General features: G+C 64.8%; 22 protein-coding genes. 16 read left to right on the top strand and 6 right to left on the bottom strand.

From position 1 onward, the window contains the following. The first annotated feature begins 354 nt into the window (after positions 1 to 354). The 6 genes from infA (at position 355) to rplQ (ending at position 3542) form a co-directional block, all read left to right on the top strand. Positions 355 to 576, top strand: coding sequence for a translation initiation factor IF-1 (gene infA, locus AC5RV2_RS07695; protein WP_005267757.1), 222 nt, complete (start codon positions 355 to 357; stop codon positions 574 to 576). 77 nt (positions 577 to 653) lie between these two features. Further along, positions 654 to 767, top strand: a complete 114-nt coding sequence (gene rpmJ / locus AC5RV2_RS07690; protein WP_005267758.1) for a 50S ribosomal protein L36 — start codon at positions 654 to 656, stop codon at positions 765 to 767. A gap of 160 nt (positions 768 to 927) precedes the next feature. Beyond that, entirely contained in the window at positions 928 to 1302 is a 375-nt protein-coding gene (gene rpsM / locus AC5RV2_RS07685; protein WP_493979201.1) for a 30S ribosomal protein S13, read from the top strand. 46 nt (positions 1303 to 1348) lie between these two features. After that, positions 1349 to 1750 carry a 30S ribosomal protein S11 gene (rpsK, locus tag AC5RV2_RS07680; RefSeq protein ID WP_005267760.1) on the top strand — a complete coding sequence of 134 codons (402 nt, stop codon included), beginning with the start codon at positions 1349 to 1351 and terminating at the stop codon, positions 1748 to 1750. A 158-nt stretch (positions 1751 to 1908) separates the two neighbouring features. After that, entirely contained in the window at positions 1909 to 2913 is a 1005-nt protein-coding gene (locus tag AC5RV2_RS07675) for a DNA-directed RNA polymerase subunit alpha (RefSeq protein WP_493979200.1), read from the top strand. A gap of 65 nt (positions 2914 to 2978) precedes the next feature. Continuing rightward, entirely contained in the window at positions 2979 to 3542 is a 564-nt protein-coding gene (gene rplQ / locus AC5RV2_RS07670; RefSeq protein WP_494091873.1) for a 50S ribosomal protein L17, read from the top strand. Between the two features lie 69 nt (positions 3543 to 3611). Here the strand turns inward: rplQ and AC5RV2_RS07665 are convergent, their stop codons facing one another. Together AC5RV2_RS07665 and AC5RV2_RS07660 are read right to left on the bottom strand one after the other, a co-directional pair. After that, complete coding sequence (locus AC5RV2_RS07665) at positions 3612 to 4505, bottom strand: cytochrome c oxidase assembly protein (RefSeq protein ID WP_494091872.1); 894 nt, start codon at positions 4503 to 4505, stop codon at positions 3612 to 3614. Continuing rightward, positions 4502 to 5050: a DUF2243 domain-containing protein gene (locus tag AC5RV2_RS07660; protein ID WP_494091871.1), complete on the bottom strand. Its 549-nt coding sequence runs from the start codon at positions 5048 to 5050 to the stop codon at positions 4502 to 4504. The genes AC5RV2_RS07665 and AC5RV2_RS07660 overlap by 4 nt, the downstream gene beginning before the upstream one ends. A gap of 164 nt (positions 5051 to 5214) precedes the next feature. Between AC5RV2_RS07660 and AC5RV2_RS07655 the strand changes: the two genes are divergently transcribed. Continuing rightward, positions 5215 to 6156: a tRNA pseudouridine synthase A gene (locus AC5RV2_RS07655; protein ID WP_494091870.1), complete on the top strand. Its 942-nt coding sequence runs from the start codon at positions 5215 to 5217 to the stop codon at positions 6154 to 6156. Positions 6157 to 6341: 185 nt separating this feature from the next. Here the strand turns inward: AC5RV2_RS07655 and AC5RV2_RS07650 are convergent, their stop codons facing one another. The 4 genes from AC5RV2_RS07650 to AC5RV2_RS07635 are packed head-to-tail and all read right to left on the bottom strand — an operon-like array spanning position 6342 to position 9553. Then, positions 6342 to 6725: a flagellar assembly protein FliW gene (locus AC5RV2_RS07650; protein ID WP_494091869.1), complete on the bottom strand. Its 384-nt coding sequence runs from the start codon at positions 6723 to 6725 to the stop codon at positions 6342 to 6344. After that, positions 6722 to 7609: a flagellin N-terminal helical domain-containing protein gene (locus AC5RV2_RS07645; protein ID WP_494091868.1), complete on the bottom strand. Its 888-nt coding sequence runs from the start codon at positions 7607 to 7609 to the stop codon at positions 6722 to 6724. Before AC5RV2_RS07645 ends, AC5RV2_RS07650 begins: the two co-directional genes overlap by 4 nt. A 29-nt stretch (positions 7610 to 7638) precedes the next feature. Further along, a complete protein-coding gene (flgK, locus tag AC5RV2_RS07640; RefSeq protein ID WP_494091867.1) occupies positions 7639 to 9057 on the bottom strand; it encodes a flagellar hook-associated protein FlgK in 1419 nt (472 codons plus the stop codon). A gap of 10 nt (positions 9058 to 9067) precedes the next feature. Beyond that, positions 9068 to 9553, bottom strand: coding sequence for a flagellar protein FlgN (locus AC5RV2_RS07635; RefSeq protein WP_494067506.1), 486 nt, complete (start codon positions 9551 to 9553; stop codon positions 9068 to 9070). Between the two features lie 245 nt (positions 9554 to 9798). On the opposite strand from AC5RV2_RS07635, the gene AC5RV2_RS07630 reads away from it, so the two are divergent. From AC5RV2_RS07630 to fliF, 9 genes are all read left to right on the top strand, one after another. Beyond that, positions 9799 to 10611: a sigma-70 family RNA polymerase sigma factor gene (locus tag AC5RV2_RS07630; protein WP_494091866.1), complete on the top strand. Its 813-nt coding sequence runs from the start codon at positions 9799 to 9801 to the stop codon at positions 10609 to 10611. Between the two features lie 148 nt (positions 10612 to 10759). Next, positions 10760 to 11605 (top strand): flagellin N-terminal helical domain-containing protein, encoded by an 846-nt coding sequence (locus AC5RV2_RS07625; RefSeq protein ID WP_494091865.1) that lies wholly within the window; start codon positions 10760 to 10762, stop codon positions 11603 to 11605. A gap of 121 nt (positions 11606 to 11726) precedes the next feature. Then, entirely contained in the window at positions 11727 to 13076 is a 1350-nt protein-coding gene (fliD, locus tag AC5RV2_RS07620; RefSeq protein ID WP_494091864.1) for a flagellar filament capping protein FliD, read from the top strand. After that, the gene (gene fliS, locus AC5RV2_RS07615) at positions 13055 to 13519 is read left to right on the top strand and encodes a flagellar export chaperone FliS (RefSeq protein WP_494091863.1); all 465 of its coding nucleotides are present in this window, start codon (positions 13055 to 13057) and stop codon (positions 13517 to 13519) included. Before fliD ends, fliS begins: the two co-directional genes overlap by 22 nt. A 1-nt stretch (position 13520) precedes the next feature. After that, positions 13521 to 14018, top strand: coding sequence for a hypothetical protein (locus tag AC5RV2_RS07610; RefSeq protein ID WP_494091862.1), 498 nt, complete (start codon positions 13521 to 13523; stop codon positions 14016 to 14018). A 125-nt stretch (positions 14019 to 14143) separates the two neighbouring features. Continuing rightward, positions 14144 to 14485 (top strand): flagellar basal body rod protein FlgB, encoded by a 342-nt coding sequence (locus tag AC5RV2_RS07605; protein ID WP_493979253.1) that lies wholly within the window; start codon positions 14144 to 14146, stop codon positions 14483 to 14485. Further along, positions 14485 to 14877, top strand: a complete 393-nt coding sequence (locus AC5RV2_RS07600; RefSeq protein ID WP_493979188.1) for a flagellar basal body rod protein FlgC — start codon at positions 14485 to 14487, stop codon at positions 14875 to 14877. The genes AC5RV2_RS07605 and AC5RV2_RS07600 overlap by 1 nt, the downstream gene beginning before the upstream one ends. Continuing rightward, on the top strand, positions 14877 to 15182 hold the full coding sequence (fliE, locus tag AC5RV2_RS07595; protein ID WP_493979187.1) for a flagellar hook-basal body complex protein FliE: 306 nt from the start codon (positions 14877 to 14879) through the stop codon (positions 15180 to 15182). Before AC5RV2_RS07600 ends, fliE begins: the two co-directional genes overlap by 1 nt. Then, positions 15182 to 16389: flagellar basal-body MS-ring/collar protein FliF (gene fliF / locus AC5RV2_RS07590; RefSeq protein WP_494091861.1), on the top strand; the 1208-nt coding region annotated here is incomplete at its 3' end. The genes fliE and fliF, both read left to right, overlap by 1 nt.

The raw sequence follows: 16389 nt of genomic DNA, 5'->3' as shown, positions 1-16389 counted from the left end.
CACCCAGTCGCGCTCGGCCGGACGCGCCGACTTCTTCTCCTTCATCCGGACCGCCGAAGACGGGACCGATCCGCTGGTCACCCTGAACCGCTGGCGGCCGGCGTCGTACTGGAGAAGTATCCGCACCTCGGCTGAAGTCTGCCCCGCGCGGGGCCCAGGCGTTACCCGGATTTAACTTTATCCGGCTTCCGGAGTACAGTTGTCTGTTGGTTGTCTCTACTTTCATGCCCATCTTCGGGTGCATGGCGCCCGCGAAAGCCTGCCGGAACGTACGGCTCAGTGGGAGTGTAGCGGCAAGCGAAACCCTAAAACTAGCCACCGCTCCGGCGATGGTTACTGACGTTAGCGGAGGATATGGCTAAGAAAGACGGTGTCATTGAGATTGAAGGCACTGTGCAGGAGGCTCTGCCCAATGCGATGTTCCGCGTTGAGCTGACCAACGGGCACGTTGTGCTGGCTCATATCTCGGGAAAGATGCGTCAGCACTACATCAGGATCCTCCCCGAGGACCGCGTTGTGGTGGAACTCAGCCCGTACGACCTCTCACGGGGCCGTATCGTCTACCGCTACAAGTAAAGGCTTATGCCGCAGGCAACTGCGGAGAACCGTAAGTAGTTACAAGGCAGCATCAGCTAACAACGCAAAGGAAAACCATGAAGGTCCAGCCGAGCGTCAAGCGGATTTGTGACAAGTGCCAGGTGATTCGTCGCAAGGGCAACGTCATTGTGATCTGCGAGAACCCGCGCCACAAGCAGCGCCAGGGCTAAGACTCCTGCTTCAAGCAGGGGCAGCACGCCCACGCGTAGTAACTCAAGATAAAGGCAGCGCAGCAGGGCAACCTGCACACCCCCGGCACGGAGGCCGGGGACCCGAACAACGGGGCCGCGCTGCTTCAGACCTCCGGATACAACAAGGAGAACCGCCACTATGGCTCGTCTCGCTGGCGTAGATATTCCCCGCGAAAAGCGGGTAATTATCGCCCTGACTTACATCTACGGCGTGGGTAAGACCCGTGCAGAGCAGGTTATCGCGGAGACCGGCATCAGCCCGGAAACCCGCGTCAAGGACCTCACCGACGCTGAGCTCGTGCAGCTGCGTGACTTCATCGAGGGCAACTACAAGGTAGAAGGCGACCTCCGCCGCGAAGTTGCAGCCGACATCCGCCGCAAGGTTGAGATCGGCAGCTACGAAGGCATCCGCCACCGCCGCGGCCTGCCCGTCCGCGGACAGCGCACCAAGACCAACGCTCGCACCCGCAAGGGCCCGAAGCGCACCGTCGCCGGTAAGAAGAAGACCCGCTGATTCCCAGCCGGTCAGATAGCTACCAACCAACTTTGTAGGAGAAGCAATGCCCCCCAAGACTCGTGGAGCGGTACGCAAGCCGCGTCGCAAGGACAAGAAGAACATCGCGCTGGGCCAGGCGCACATCAAGAGCACCTTCAACAACACCATCGTGTCCATCACGGACCCGACCGGTGCCGTCATCTCGTGGGCCTCGGCCGGCGAGGTTGGCTTCAAGGGCTCCCGCAAGTCCACCCCGTTCGCCGCGCAGATGGCTGCCGAATCGGCCGCCAAGCGTGCCCAGGAGCACGGCCTGAAGAAGGTCGACGTCTTCGTGAAGGGCCCGGGGTCGGGACGCGAGACCGCAATCCGTTCGCTGCAGGCCGCTGGCCTCGAGGTTGGCTCCATCCAGGACGTCACCCCCAGCGCGCACAACGGTTGCCGTCCGCCGAAGCGCCGCCGCGTCTAAACAGCCCAAGGATACTTTTGGCCGCCGCACAGATTCCTCCCACTTTTGCGGGAGAGTCTGTCGGCGGCCGAAAGTTCCACGCTGGAGGCTGACCAGCCGCCCTTTTCCACCAATTCGTGCTGCGTCATATAGCGGATGCTCGCTGAAAGGAAATCTAAGTGCTCATTGCACAGCGCCCCACCCTTACTGAAGAAGTAGTGGCCGATAACCGCTCCCGGTTCGTCATCGAACCGCTGGAGCCGGGCTTTGGCTACACCCTCGGAAACTCCCTCCGCCGCACGCTCCTGTCCTCGATTCCGGGGGCTGCCGTCACCAGCATCCGCATCGACGGCGTGCTGCATGAGTTCACCACCGTGCCGGGTGTGAAGGAAGATGTCACCGAGATCATCCTGAACATCAAGAACCTGGCTGTCTCCTCCGAGCACGACGAGCCCGTGGTTGCCTACCTGCGCAAGCAGGGACCCGGTGTCGTCACCGCCGCGGACATCGCGCCGCCGGCCGGCGTGGAATTCCACAACCCGGACCTGCACATCGCCACGCTGAACGAGAAGGGCAAGTTCGAACTCGAACTGACCATCGAACGCGGCCGTGGCTACGTGTCGGCAGCCCAGAACAAGTCCGGCGACCAGGAGATCGGCCGCATCCCGGTCGACTCCATCTACTCGCCGGTGCTGAAGGTGACCTTCAAGGTTGAGGCAACCCGTGTTGAGCAGCGCACCGACTTCGACCGCCTGATTGTCGACGTCGAAACCAAGGCCTCCATTGCACCGCGCGACGCCGTCGCCTCTGCCGGAACCACCCTGGTTGAACTGTTCGGCCTTGCCCGCGAGTTGAACACCGCCGCCGAAGGCATCGAGATTGGCCCGAGCCCCACGGACGCCGCCCTGGCTGCCGACATGGCCCTGCCGATCGAGGACCTGGAACTGACCGTCCGTTCCTACAACTGCCTTAAGCGTGAGGGCATCCACACCGTGGGTGAACTCGTTGCCCGCTCCGAGGCCGACCTGATGGACATCCGCAACTTCGGTGCCAAGTCCATCGACGAGGTCAAGGCAAAGCTGGTGGAACTGGGTCTGTCGCTGAAGGATTCGCCTCCTGGGTTCGATCTGGCTGCCCGCGCCGCAGCCATCGACGAGGACGAAACCTTCGAGGACGAACTCTAAAACGCAAGAATTCTGCCGCCACGGCGCTCGGGAGCGCACAGCGGCACCATTGAGGAGAAAACATAATGCCTACCCCCGCTAAGGGTCCGCGCCTCGGAGGCGGTCCTGCCCACGAGCGCCTGATGCTCGCCAACCTGTCCGCCGCGCTCTTCGAGCACAAGCGGATCACCACCACGGTCACCAAGGCCAAGCGCCTGCGCCCGTTCGCCGAGCGCCTGATCACGTTCGCCAAGCGCGGCGACCTGGCCTCGCGCCGCCGCGTGCTGGCAGTGATCAGCAACAAGGGCATCGTGCACGAGCTGTTCACCGACATCGCGCCGGTGATGACCAACCGCGACGGCGGCTACACCCGCATCACCAAGATCGGCAACCGCAAGGGCGACAACGCCCCCATGGCCGTCATCGAACTGGTGATGGAGCCGGTGTCCCCGAAGCAGGCCGTCGTGAACGAGGCCGAGAAGGCCACGGCCAAGGCTGCCCCGGCTCCGGTCGAGGAAGAGACCGCTTCGGCCGAGTCCGCTGACTCTCCCGAGTCGGCGCAGTCCGGCGATTCCGCTGACTCGCCCGAGTCCGCGGAGTCCGCTCCGTCGGCGGAGCCCGCTGAGGAAGCTGCCGAAGAGAAGAAGTAGTTCTTCGCCTTCACGCGTGAGGCCCGCCGTCCCCTTCCGGGGCGGCGGGCTTTTGCGTATCTCAAAGACTCACATCACGACGCCGGTGCCCGCCGCGGGGGAGCGGGTTCCGTTTCCGCGGGAGCTTGGTGCGGCCGGTTCTTTGGGACGCGGTCCAGTGTCGTGGCGGGGAATCGGCCGGCGTGCCTGCGGCGTGCGCCGGGGCCGCCACGTCGAGACCAGCGCGAAGGCCAGCAACAGCTCGGCGACGTCCCCGCCGTAGTACATGAGTTCGCCGGCAAGCCTCAGCTCGGCCGCCGGCGCGGGGACCTGGACGAACAGCCCCGCGTAGAGCAGCTGGGACAGGACCGCATGCCCGGCGATCGCGACGCCCAGCACCACCAGCCGCGCCGGCACGGAGGGCCTGCGCGGCGCCGGGTCCGGCCCGGCGACCACCCAGGCGAAGAGGCAGCCGGCGGCCAAAAAGTGCAGGTGGATGGCGTGGTGCAGCAGCGGAGTGTCCGCCGCCAGCGAGTAGAGCGGCGTGAAATACAGGCCCGCCAGCCCGCCGAGGGTGAGGATCAGCGCCGTCACGGGGTTGGCCACCAGATGGGCCGGCCGTGAGCGCAGCACCCTGCCGATCACCTTGCCGCAACGGCGCGGCACCGACCTCAGCAGCAGGGTCACCGGCGCACCGAGCACCAGCCCGATCGGCGCATACATGCCAATCAGCAGGTGCTGGACCATGTGGGCCGGCAGCCCTCCCGGCGGCAGCGGCATCAGCTGCGGCGCGAGGCCCAGCGCCAGCAACAGCGAGCCGGCGAGGAACGAAGCGGTCCGCCAGCGGCTCCAGCCGCGGTCTTCGCGGCCCCGCAGCCACGCCAGCGCCAGATAGGCGGCGGCCACCGCCGCCACGAGGGCCGGCGGCAGCACGCCGTCGACCACTGCTGGCGGGTGGTTGTGGGCAGAGTGGGCGCCGATCACGCCGATTCCCTCCCCGGGTCCCTCAGGTCCACCATCCGACCGGAGCGTTGCAGCAGCCAGCCGCCGATCACGAGCAGCGCCCCGAACAGCAGGAATAGGATGTCGGCCAGCATCTGGTACTCGCCGCCGATGACGTGGTGAATCGCGAGGAGGTGGTGGTCGATAATCCCCTCCACGAGATTGAAAAGTCCCCAGCCGAGCAGCATCCAGCCCCAGAGGGTCCGGGATGCCCACACCCGTCCGCGCGAGGTCGTCACCCGCGAGTACAACAGCCCCAGCCCGATCAGCACGGCCAGCCAGGTCACCGTATGGAACAGGCCGTCCCACAGCGTGTTCATCTGCAGACCGTGGACGGTGTTCGCCGGGTACGAACCGACGTCGATGTTCGCTGTGTCCGCGCTCGTGAGCATGTGGTGCCACTGCAGGATCTGGTGCAGCAGGATCCCGTCCACGAAGCCGCCCAGCCCCACCCCGAGGACGATCCCGGGCAGGGCGATCCGGCGGTTGTGATCCGTGGCGGTTGCCGTTCCGGGGTTGGCTGCCATCGCTTCCCTCCGAACCTTGCGGTCCCGCCCGGGTGCGGGCCTCGTCCCAGCAACATAGACCGAATGCCCGCCCCCGTCGACAGTCCACCGGTGTCTGGCCGGTCGCCCGCTCGCAACCGGGACGGGTCTCGGCTGCATCCGGGACCCGCGGGGCCCCCGGTAGCATGGAATCCATGCCTCCGACTGTCTCACCCGTCCCCGACCGGGGCGGCGGGCCCTTGCGTGTCCGCCTGGATCTTGCGTACGACGGCGGCCCCTTCAGCGGGTGGGCCGTGCAGCCCGGCCGGCTGACGGTGCAGGGCGCGCTCGAGGAAGCGCTGGCGGTCATGATCCGCCGGCCGATCCGGCTGACCGTTGCCGGCCGTACCGACGCCGGGGTCCACGCCCGCGGACAGGTGGTTCATTTCGACCTGGACCCGGGGGAGTGGCACGGATTGGCCCGCGGCCGGGAGGTCGATCCCGCCGAAGCCCTGGTCCGGCGCTTGCGCGGCGTGCTGGCCAAGGTGCTCGGCGGCCGCGTCGGCGCCCCGGTGCCCTATCGGGACCTTGCCGGGGCCATCGAGGTCAAGCGCGCCGTCGTCGCCCACGACGGATTCGACGCCCGGTTCTCCGCCCTCTGGCGCCGCTACAGCTACCGGATCGCGGACCGGGCCGAGACGTGGGATCCGCTGTCACGCAACACCACGCTGTGGCACAAGCACGCCGTCGACGTCGATCTCCTCAACCGCGCAGCCGCCAAACTCCTGGGCATCGGCGACTTCCTGGCCTTCTGCAAACCCAGGGAAGGCGCCACCACCATCCGGGAGTTGCATAAGTTCGAATTTGCCCGCGGCGCCGACGGCGTGGTCACGGCCACGGTGCAAGCCGACGCGTTCTGCCACAACATGGTGCGAGCCCTGATCGGCGCGTCGTTGATGGTTGGCAGCGGCGAGCAGGCGCCGGAGTGGCTGCGCGACCGGATGCTGGCGAAGGTACGGGACTCGAAGAGCAAGCTGGCTCCGCCGCACCCGTTGGTGCTGGAAGAGGTGCTCTATCCCGACGGCGGTGAGCTGCTGCGCCGGGCGGAACTGACCCGGGCAAAACGCGCGGACCCGGACGAGGGGTGAGGGTGGTTGCTTCCGGCGGTTCCCCCATAAGCCGCCGGAAGCCATTAACCGGTGATTCCGGATCCCCCAGCAGGTCCCTTGGACCGTGGGCATAACTCTTGCACGGTAGCCGCCGTCAGCTCAAGAGTTTCAGACGTCTGACTTCTACCGGCGTTACTGCCGTGTCACGCGATCGGCGGGTGAGGCTAGGCAGCCTGCGGCGTCAGTTCGGCACGAAGCGGCCAGTCCTGGCCTTCCAGAATGACTTGGGCGCTGACGCCGGTGTGCACGTTGACCACGATCGGGGCCATCAGGTTCACGGTGGTGCCCGATTCGCCGGGGTTGGCCACCACCAGCACCATGGCGTCCTCGGAGGCATTGAGGTCCAGGGAGGCACGGTCGTCGTCGGAAATCACGGGGGTGTACTGGTTCAAATAGGTCGCGGCGTCCAGGACGAAGAGGCGCTTGCCCGGTTCGGCCACGGGCTGCAGGGAGTACAGGCCGGCCGCTCCCGCGATCTCGTCCAGCGTGAAGTCGACCAGCGGTGCCAGTCCCGGGGGAGGGGCCACGAAGGTCAGCGCGGCGCTCATCGCAGGAAGTCCATCAGCGTCGGCTGCAGCACCCGAGCCGTGACCTGCAGGGCGGCCTGATAGGCCACCTCCTGCATCTTCAGGTCCAGGATTACCTTTCCGATATCCGGATCCTCGATCCCGGAGCGGCGGGCTTCAAGCGAAACAGCTTCGTCCAAGTTCGTCTCCTGCGCTTTCAGGATCTGGGCGTGGCGGGTACCGACCTCGGCGCGTGCGTTGATCACCGTGTTCAGCCGGGCGTCGATGTCGTTCAGGTGGCTGCTGATGTCGACTCCGGGCTGTCTGAGGTCATTGGCCATGGTCTGAAGCAAGGTGAAGACCGACTGGCCGCTGCCGCCGTCGTCTGATCCGAAAATATTCCCGCCATCGGCATCAACTCGTACAGTCAGTTCGGGCCCGATTCGCCGTTGAACAGCGTTCTCTACTGCGCTGCCAAACTTGTAAACAGTCGGGGCAACCGCTGGTTCGCCGGTTACAGCACCGGCATCAGAGTTTCCCGCGAATACGCTGCGGCCCAAGTACTTGGTCTCGGCTGCGTCGATAAGGCTCTTCTTGATGCTTTCCAGTTCGAGCGCGATGGCTTCGCGGCCGGTGGGGGACACTGATCCGTTGGTTGCCTGGATGGTCAGATCCCGGGCCTTGTTCAGCAGCGAAGTGACATGTCCGAGGGCTGAATCCGATGTAGCCAACCAACCGTGGGCGTCATCGATATTGCGCTTGTACTGCTCGTTTGCCCGAAGATCAGCGCGGGTCCGCATGGAGTCGGCGGCGCCGGTTGGATCATCCGAGGGGCGGGCAATCAGCGACTCGCCGGCGGCCAGCTCCTGCAGCTTGGCGATACGCGCCATGTTGTCCTGCAGGTTGCGCTGGGCGAAGCTGCTCATCGTTTGGTTAGTGACTCGTGAAATCATGGCTACCTCCCGACCAATCCGGTGCGGTTGATCAACGTATCGAGCATTTCATCAATCGCCGTCATCACCCGGGCCGCGCCCTGGTAGGCATGCTGGTATGTCAGCAGGTTGACGTTCTCTTCGTCCATGTCCACCGACGCGTTGGACAGCTGCAAGGTCTTGGCCGACTGGGACGCGATGCCCGCGAGGTTGGACTGCTGCAGCTCCGTCTTCGCGGCTACACCGATGGTGGTGACAATGTTCTCCCAAACGCGGTCAGGGGAGCCTGCTCCAACGCCAAGCTGAGAAATTTTGTCAGCGACAGATCCGTCCAACGCACCCGCATCTTCGCCGCGGGTTGCAAGGTCAGCGGCCTTTTTGATCTCCACCGCTAGAGTGGACGCCTCGTTGCCATCCAACATGCTGAAGAACGGCTTACCGGTTACGCCCCCGCTGGTGTAGCCGTCCGCATGAATCTGGTTGACGCCTTCAGCCAACGTTTTCGCAAATCCGTTGTAGCTTTCGGCCGCCGCCCGGAGTGGGCCGCCGTCCGTACCACCGCTCAGCATCGACAACGCCCCAGCGATCTCGCCACCCGCGAGCACAACCGGCATGTCGTTCCGGCTCGGGCTTTCCCACACCAGGCTGACCCCGTTAGGGCCCGAAATGTCTGTGTCCGATCCAGGTGCAACGGCGATTCTTTGGGCGCTGGAACCAGTGACAATCGCATTGCCGCCGATCAGCACATCCACCTGCCCGTCGCTGCCGTGGCGAACCGTGGCTCCGGTGAGGACAGCCAGCCGCTCGGTCAGCAGGTTGCGGTGGTCCATCAGCTCGTTCGCGGAGCCTCCGTTGGCAACAGCAAAACGAATCTTCTCGTTGAGATTGGCTACCTGGGACGCAGCGCCGTTGACCTCCGCGGTCATCGTGTCCACATCGGAGCGCAGGCGGGAGAACTGCTCGCGGACTTCCTGGTAACCGCGCTTAATCATGTTGGCGAGGATGTTCGCCTCTTCCAGCACCACCGCGCCGGCAGCGCCGTCATCCGGCCGGTTCGACAGGGCCTGCCAGGAAGCCCAGAACTCCTGAAGCTGCGTCGAGATGCCGTATTGGCCCGGCTCGCGCAACGACGCTTCCAGGCCGGACATCGTATTGGCGCGCACTGCAGAATACCCGGCGACACCGGCCGAGAACCGGACGCGCGTATCCAGGTGCATGTCACCCAGCCGCGCAATCGCGTCCACCGAAACGCCCTGGCCGATCTGCACTCCGCCGGTCAGCAGCCCGGTTCGGTCGAGGGCGCCGATGGACGAGGTACTGACCCGCTGGCGGGTGTAGCCCTCGGTATTGGCGTTGGCGATGTTCTGGCCCACCACGTTCAACCCTTGGCGGGCGGCCACCAGACCGGTGTACGCGGTGTTCAGGCCGCTGAAGGTACTCACTGCGAAAACCTCAGATCGTTGTGTCGAACAGCTGGGAGCGGTTGCCCGAAAGCCCTGCCGTCCCCTGTGCGTCGTAGGTCCCGGCATCGGGATTGAAATTGGCCAGCGTTTCCTGGGTGGACCGGGCAGCCGCACGCAGGAACTTCTCGTTCACGTCGCGCAGTTCGCGGATCTGCAGGGTCAGCTGGGTCAGCGCCTGCAGATGTCCCGTGAAGATCTCGCCCCATGGCCCTACGGGAGCCTGTTCGGTCAGCTCCCGCAGCGTGGCGCCTTCCGGCGTACCCCACTCACGGGCCAGTGCGGCCACCTCCACCGTGCGGGCCAGGCCGGCGTCGCGAAGGCGCTCCAACACCTGTTCCACCTCCCGGGTGGCGTGCTGCAGCCACCGGGACTTGCCGGCGGTCAGGAGCAGCTGCTCCTCCTCGAGTTTGAAGACCAGCAGTTCAAGAAGTTCGCGTTCGTGCCACAGCATGGCGGACAGTTCATGGGCTCCCATGTCAGGCACCTCCCCTGGTTGATTCTGCGGACACAACCCCCGCGGGTCCGCGTCAAAAAGCCGCACTGAATGAACAAAAAGTAACGGCATGGCTACATTCCTATCTATCGGCAGCACCACCCCCTTGCGTTAGGAGCATTTGATGGTAGGTTTCACCAAGAGATGAATCGTTCTTCCGGAGCCGCACCCTTCGGTAGCAGGGAAGGTTCGTCCACGTATTTCTGGGCACGGAGGGGGACATGTCAGTGAATCGTGCTGACCGTAATGCACTGGTGGTTGAAAACCTCCCGCTCGTCGGATACCTGGTCTCCGAAGTGTGTGCCAAAGCCACCCACCTCTCCCGCGACGACCTCGCCTCTGCCGGCTCGGTAGCGCTCATCACCGCCGCCGATGCCTTCAACCCGGATCTCGGCGTCCCCTTCGGCGCCTTTGCCCGCCGTCGCATCATCGGCGCCTTTGCCGACGAGATGCGGGCAATCGACTGGGCTCCCCGCTCCGTTCGCAAGCGGATCAAACAAACGCTGTCCGTTCGCGAAACCCTGACCGCCGAACTCGGGCGCTACCCGAGCGTTGACGAACTGGCTGCCGCCCTCGGGGTGGACCGCGAGACCGCGGAAGCCGCCATGGACGATGCCTCCCGCACCGTCTCCGCCCTGGATGACACCACGGCCGAATTCCTGGTCTCCGAGACGGCGTCGCCCGAAGGCTCGCTCCTCACCGAGGAGCGGCTCGCCTTCCTGAAGGCCGCCGTGCACCACCTTCCCGCGAAGATGCGCTACATCGTGGAGCAAATCTACTTCGAGGACCGCACCGTCAAGGAAATCGCCGAAGAGCTCGGCGCTACCCACTCAGCCGTCTCCCAGCAGCGTTCCGAGGCCATCCGCCTCCTCCGGGATGGCCTGCACACCCACTATTCCGACGACGACGGTGCCGGCCATGTGCCCGAGTCGCGGATCGCTCCCTCCCGTCGGAAGGCATACCTGACTGCGCTGGCCGATCAGACCATCGGCGGGATTACACGCTTCGCCGCCACGCAGCCAAGGGCCGCGGTTTCTTGACCTGTTCGCAGCAGCCGGCCCCGGCCGCCCGCACCGCGAAAAATTCTTTGCACTTCTCCTAACGAATCCTCGTAATCCTCCGATAGCTACAAGTGCCAGCCCATGGACGGGCCGGTGAATTTGTACCATCTCATGGAGGAGTTTCATCATGGCTTTCGCCATTAACACCAACGTTGCGGCCCTTAACTCGTACCGCAACCTGTCCAACACCCAGAACGACATCTCCAAGTCCCTGGAGAAGCTGTCCACCGGCCTGCGCATCAACCGCGCTGCCGATGACGCAGCCGGCCTGTCGATCTCCGAAGGCCTGCGCGCGCAGATCGGCGGCCTGAACGTCGCAGCCCGCAATGCGCAGGACGGCATCTCCGTCATCCAGACGGCTGAAGGCGCGCTGACCGAGGTCCACTCCATCCTGCAGCGCGTTCGGGATCTCTCTGTTCAGGCAGGCAATGACTCGAACAATGCTGACGCGCGCACAGCAATTCAGACAGAAATTACGGCTCTTGGAAACGAGCTCACCAGGATCAGCGCGTCCACCAACTTCAACGGCACCAAGCTCCTGGACAAGTCGGCGGGAGTTGCGGGAGTCCTGACCTTCCAGGTTGGGGCCGGTAACAACGCGGCTGCAGACCAGATCAACGTCGACCTGAACAACGCTGACGTCAAGGCTGTAGCAGATGCCGTTCTCGCCATTGACGTCCAGACCGATGCGACCACTCGTCTCGCTGCAATTGGCACCGCTGACACGCAGATCAAGAACGTCTCGACTGCTCGTTCAGACCTGGGTGCCGTGCAGAACCGCTTCGAGTCGACGATTAAGAGCCTGAACATTGCTGCCGAGAACTTGTCGGCATCGGAGTCGCGTATCCGTGACACCGATATGGCTTCCGAGATGGCTAAGTTCACCAAGAACCAGATCATGTCCCAGGCCGGCACTGCGATGCTGGCTCAGGCCAACCAGATCAACCAGGGTGTGCTGCAGCTCCTCGGCTAAACCGGGTAGCTAACGGCTGAATGCGGCCCGGCAGCGAGGCGAACGAATTGGACCTCACACTCTTCGCTGCCGGGCGTCAGCATTTCTTCTAGTAAACAGGCTTCTTTCAGGAGGAACTGGCGTGGCGTTTTCGATTGGCGGCATGGTCAGCGGTTTGGACACCGCCACCATGATCAACCAGCTCATGCAGCTGGAAGCGCGTCCGCAGTCTCTCCTGAAAAACAAGGTCTCCAGCACCCAGACGCTGGTCAGCGCTCTTCAAGCGCTCAACACACGCATCGCCGATCTCGGAAAAACGGCCACCGAGACGAGCAAGGCTAACGCCCTCAGCATCTACTCCGGCACGAGCAGTTCCGACAATGTTTCCGTGACGGCTGCGGAGGGGGCAGCCGCGGGCGCCACCGACTTGGAAGTCGTGGAGTTGGCGAAGGGGCAAGTGTCCGTGTCAGCGCTCCTCAGCGAGTGGCCCGAGTCCGCTACAGTCCTGACAATCGCGCTGAAAGACGGTCAAATCAGGGTTGAGACAACGGGCAAGACCTGGGACCAAATCGTGAGAGAGATCAACGAGTCTGGACAAGGCGTCACTGCAACTAAAGTTGCCGTCGGAGCGGATTCAGCAAGTCCTGATTTTCGGCTGCAATTAGCTGCGAAAGAGACCGGCGTTGACAACGGCTTCAACGTCACGTCCGACGCGGCGTCCTTCAACTTTGTAGACGTCGCTCTTGCCAAGGACGCCAAGCTGAAGCTCTGGGCGGGAACCGTCGTCGAACAAATTATTTCGTCTCCCTCAAACACATTCGCTGACCTCCTGCCAGGCGTTAGCGTCACGGTCGGTGCGGGCGCGGTTCCTGGTGAGAAATCGAGCATCACCGTTGCTCCCGATGGCGAAGCCATCACTGCGAAAGCCAAGGCGCTGGCCGACGGCTTGAAGGATCTGTTCGCCTTCATCTCCAAGAACTCATCCGTGAACGTCTCCACGTCCACCGGGTCAACGACGACCAAGGGCGGAATCTTCACCGGGGACAGCAGCGTCCGTGACATTCAGCAGCGTATGATGACCGCTGCGATCAGCCCCATCGACGGACGGTCGCCGTCGGAAATCGGCATCAGCATCACCAAGGACGGCTCGATTGAGTTTGATGCCGAGAAGTTCGGCAAGGCGATGCAGGAAGACTCCGTGTGGGCTGAGAAGGTGGTCCAGACGATCGCCGGTCGCGTGGCCACTGCCGCGACGGATGCCTCGGATAAGTACGACGGCGCCATAACCAAGCGAATCCAAGGCCAGGAATCGCTGGTACGCAGTCTCAACGACCAGGTAAGCAGCTGGGACACCCGGCTCGCATCGCGGCGCTCCACCCTGGAGCGCACGTGGGCCCAACTTGAAGTAACGCTGAACGGCCTGCAGTCGCAGGGGGACTGGCTCAACTCGCAGCTGGCTACCCTGCCCTCATGGGGGAGCACGAAGAAATGACACTGACATACGGGCCGGGCTTCGGCGCCCAGGCCAAGCGCAACCAGTTCCAGCGCGACGCGATCATGTCCGCCACACCGGCCCGGCTGCTGACCATGTTGTATGACCGGCTGCTCTTGGACCTGAACCGGGCGGAGGCCGCGCAGCAGAACCAGCACTGGTCGGTGGCGTCCGAGAACCTGATCCATGCGCAGGCCATCGTGTCCGAGCTGATGTCGTCGCTGAAGACGGACGTGTGGGACGGGGGGGAGGGCCTGAAGGCGCTCTACACCTACACGCTGACCGCGATGATGAACGCGAACATCCACCGCGATGCGGCCCGCACGCGCGAATGCATTGAACTGCTGGAGCCGCTGCGCGAGGCCTGGCACGAGGCCGCCGCTCAGCTCCCGGCACAGCCTGCCCGCGGCGTCGGCCTCGGCGGCGAACTTGGCATTGCCTGACATGCCGGAGGGCGAAGTTTCCGCGCTGGAGCGCTGGACAGCCGTGCTGGACGAACTCGAACTGGCTCTCGCCGAGGCAGCCGAGACCCGTGGCCAAGGCGGCGGACTCACCGAAACAGCCGAGACCAGGAGCCACGCCAGCGGACTTACCGAAACGGCCGAGACCGGTGGCCACGGCAGCGGACGCGCCGAAACGGCCGACGCCGAAGGCCAGGGCAGCAGCGCGCCCGCCGACGTTGCCGAACCCGGGGACAAGGCCGATGGGGCGGCAGTGGGCAGCTTACGCACCGCCGTCGCGCGGTGGAAGGCCCCGCAGGGGCTGGGACCGATCCCGGACGAACTGGTGGAGCGGGCGACAGAGCTCGCGGCCGCGCAGCAGGAAGTAATTCGTGAATTGCGCGCCGAGATGCGGCAAAACCGGCAGGAATCGGCGCTCTTGGATGCCGTCCCCACCCCCGGAACTTCGGGTCGTTCCGTCTACCTGGACGTAAACGGTTAACCAATCTCAAGATTTACCTAACGACTCCCGTCTCTGTGCCGATAACTGGTTAGTGAGCACGGATCGCTCACAGAACAGGCCATGGATCGGCCGCCCACATGCCAGTAGTAAGACGGGTCTTTGCTGTGTTCGAATCTGTGACGGGGGCTGCCATGCAGAGCGCCCTGGACGGCCTCGCCATGCGTCAGCGTGCCATCGCCAACAACATCGCGAACGTGAATACCCCCGGCTACCACGCGCAGCGCGTCCAATTCGAGGATGCACTCGCCACATCGGTGGCCCGCGGGAACGGCAGCGCCAGCGCCACGATGGAACGCTCGCTGGAGCCCACCCGGCTGGACGGCAGCAACGTCAACCTGGACACCGAGACGCTCTCCAACATTGAAACCGTGCTGCGCTACCAGTTTGCCGCCCGAGCCGCCGAGAGTCCTTTCAGCGGCGTCCGCACGGCGATGAGGACCAACTGATGACTTTCGACGCCATTGGAATCGCCGGCACCGGCCTGACCGTCCACCGCAAGTGGCTGGACGCCGTCTCCGACAACCTCGCCAACGCGAACAACGCCACCAGCACCGACGGCGCGGCCTTCCAGGCCCGCTACGTGATCGCCCAGGAAGGCCAGGGCGTCTCCGGCGTGTACGTCGCCGGCGCCGAATTCGGCGAGGCCGAGGGCCGCATGGTCCACGAGCCCGACCACCCGCTGGCAGATGAGGACGGCTACGTCCGCTACCCAGACATCGACCTGTCCCAGCAGATGGGCAACCTGATCCTGGCCCAGCGCGGCTACCAGGCCAACGCGGCCGTGGTGGACCGGGCGAAGACGACCTACGAGGCCGCCCTCCAGATTGGACGCAACTGATGCCGCTCTCTTCCATTCCGCCGATCCAGGGCGTCGCAGGCACCGGTTACCTGCCGGCCGCAGAAGCTCCGCAGGCCACCAACGGCGTTGGCTTTGCCACCTCCCTGACCGGTGCCATCGACAACCTGCAGCAACTGCAGTCAACCTCCAATGAACTGGCCATCCAGGCCGTTACCGGCGACCTGAACGACATCCACAACGCGACCCTGGCCTCCACCCGCGCCGCCGTGACGCTGGAACTCGTGGCCGCCGTCCGGAACAAGGGCGTTGACGCCTTCAACGAGATCATGAGGATGCAGGCCTGATGCCCGGAAAGGTCTCCTCCTGGTTCTCGCGGCTGGGCAAAACCATCAGCGAGTTCACCGTTGCCCAGCGCACCATCGCGATCATCGGCATCGCCGTCGTCGTGCTTGGCATTGCCGCCCTGACGACGTGGGCATCCAAGCCCTCCTACACCCCGCTGTTCTCCGGGTTGGCCGCGGCCGACGCCAACACCATCGTGGAGCAGCTGCGCACCGACGGCGTGCCGTACGAATTGACCAACGGCGGCGGGACCATCCTGGTGCCGGAAGACAAGGTCTACGACCAGCGGCTCAAGGCCGCCGCGGCCGGCCTGCCGAGCTCGTCCACCGGCGGATACTCGCTGCTGGACGACATGGGCGTGACGTCCTCCGAGTTCCAGCAGTCGGTCACCTACAAGCGGGCCCTGGAAGGCGAACTGGCCTCCACCATCGAGGCGCTCGACGGCGTCAAGACCGCCTCCGTGCGGCTGGCCATCCCGGAGGAGACGGTCTTCGTCTCCGAGAAGGGCGAGGCCACCGCGTCCGTGTTCGTGGACACCCAAAAGACCACCCTGTCCGCCGACAAGGTCCAGGCCATCGTCCACCTGACCTCCGCCTCGATCGACGGCATGAAGCCGGAAAACGTCGCCGTCATCGACGCCGCCGGCACCGTGCTCTCCGCCGTGGGCGTGGGCGCCACCGGCTCCGCGGACAAGCAGGCCTCCGACTACGAGGAGCGCGTGCGCGCCTCGGTGCAGAGCATGCTGGACCGCGTGGTCGGGCCGGGCAATTCCTCCGTGGTGGTTGCCGCGGACATGAACTACGAGTCCGCCGAGCGTGTGGAAGAAACCTTCACGACGCCGGACGGCGCGCCGGCGCTGAGCGAGTCCGCGCAGACCGAAGAGTACGAGGGAACCGGCGGGGGAGCGGCCGGCGTGCTGGGCCCGGACAACATCGCCGTACCGGGCAACGCCGGCGGCGACGGGACCTTCACCTCCGAGTCCGAGACGAAGAACAATGCCCTGAACAAGGTGACCGAGACCCGCGCCATCCCGGCCGGGGCGATCAACCGCCAGACCGTGTCCGTGGCCTTGGACGCCGACGCCGCCGGGGCCCTCAACGTGGCCAACATCGAGGACCTGGTGACCACCGCCGCCGGCATCAACGCCGACCGCGGGGACGAGGTCACGGTCGAACTCGTGCCGTTCAACACCGCCGGCGCGCAGGAGGA

Source organism: Arthrobacter sp. Y3225116 (assembly GCF_059091245.1).
The sequence above is the reverse complement of the archived record's forward strand: the minus strand, read 5'-3'. Positions and strand labels throughout refer to the sequence as shown.